We start from the raw sequence: 1,505 nt of genomic DNA, 5'->3' as shown, positions 1-1,505 counted from the left end.
CCCGTCTTAGCGCATGGTGAGGAGACGCAGATTGAGCAGGATCGTCGTCGGTTAGGCAATTCTGGGCCTCTGATTGAACAGATTGACCCGGCCACGGTGCGGGATTCCCAACGCGCATCCGAAGATGCGGCTGCCGAGAAAAAGGGCGATGACACACCCGACATGAGCGACCACCTGCTGGGCAACATGTGGGGCGCGCGTGACTGGATGGCCAAACACGGTATCAGCTTTGACATTCAGGAAATAGATGAACTGTGGGGCAACGCCACGGGGGGCTCGGCCTCGGGGGCTGATGGCGCCAGTGGATCAGGCACCGGCCCTGCCTATGATGGGGTAACCATGCCTACCCTGACAGTGGATCTGGAAAAGCTGATCGGCCTGAAGGGCGGCACGTTCAATGTCAGCGCCCTTCAGTTGCGTGGGCGCTCTATCTCGCAGGATCATCTGGCCAACTTCAACCCCGTCAGCGGGTTTGAGGCCGATCGTTCCACCCGTCTGTTCGAGCTGTGGTACCAACAGTCTTTTCTGGATGGCAAGCTGGACGTCAAGATCGGGCAGCAGGATCTGGATACCGAGTTCCTGATCAGTGATTACGGGGCGTTGTATCTGAACTCCAACTTCGGCTGGCCCATGGCGCCATCGGTCAACCTGTATGCGGGTGGGCCATCCTGGCCGCTCTCTTCCCCCGCCATCCGTATCCGTTACCGTCCAACAGATAAGTTCACCTTCATGTTTGCCGCAGCGGATGATAACCCGCCGGGCAACCGCAACAACTCCTTTGGTATTCAAAACGGGGGCAACAGCGCAGACCCCACCAACCAGAATACCCATGATGAGGATGGCGCCAACTTCAACATGGGCACTGGCGCCCTGCTGATTACCGAACTGCAATATGCCCTCAACCCCCAGCCGGATGACATGTCACATGTCACCAAGGACCCCGGCCTGCCAGGTATCTACAAATTGGGTGGGTATTACGATACCGCCAAGTTCCCTGATTATCGTTACAACAATCAGGGCAAGCCACTGGGGAGTGCGGCTGACACCACGGGCATTCCGCGGTGGGATCGGGGCAACTGGATGGTCTATGGCATTATTGACCAGATGATCTGGCGGCCCTCGCTCCAGTCTCCGCAGTCTGTGGGTGTCTTTGCACGCGCCACGGGTAATGGTGGGGATCGGAACATGATCAGCTTTGCCATTGATGCGGGTATCAACCTCAAGGCTCCGTTCAAGGGGCGTGACAATGATACGGTGGGTCTGGGCTGGGGCATTGGCCGGGCTTCTTCTGGCCAGCGGCGATATGACCGTAACTCTGGTGCGCCTGTGCAGGGTAATGAAAACCATCTGGAACTCACCTATCAGGCGCAGGTCACGCCTTGGTGGGTCATGCAGCCAGACTTCCAGTATGTCTGGCACCCCTCTGGCGGTGTGACAGACTGGACAGGCAACCGCCTCGTCGGGAACGAAGCCATCTTCGGGCTCCACTCCAATATCACTTTCTA

At 58.1% G+C, this 1,505-nt stretch carries 1 protein-coding gene; it reads left to right on the top strand.

The window, feature by feature from the left end:
- Positions 1-1,505 (top strand): carbohydrate porin (locus FKW31_RS13790; protein ID WP_150178820.1); only part of this gene is annotated, 1,505 nt, incomplete at both ends.

The organism is Acetobacter sp. DmW_136 (genome assembly GCF_008690365.1).
In the GTDB taxonomy this organism is placed as follows: domain Bacteria; phylum Pseudomonadota; class Alphaproteobacteria; order Acetobacterales; family Acetobacteraceae; genus Acetobacter; species Acetobacter oryzifermentans.
The sequence above is the reverse complement of the archived record's forward strand: the minus strand, read 5'-3'. Positions and strand labels throughout refer to the sequence as shown.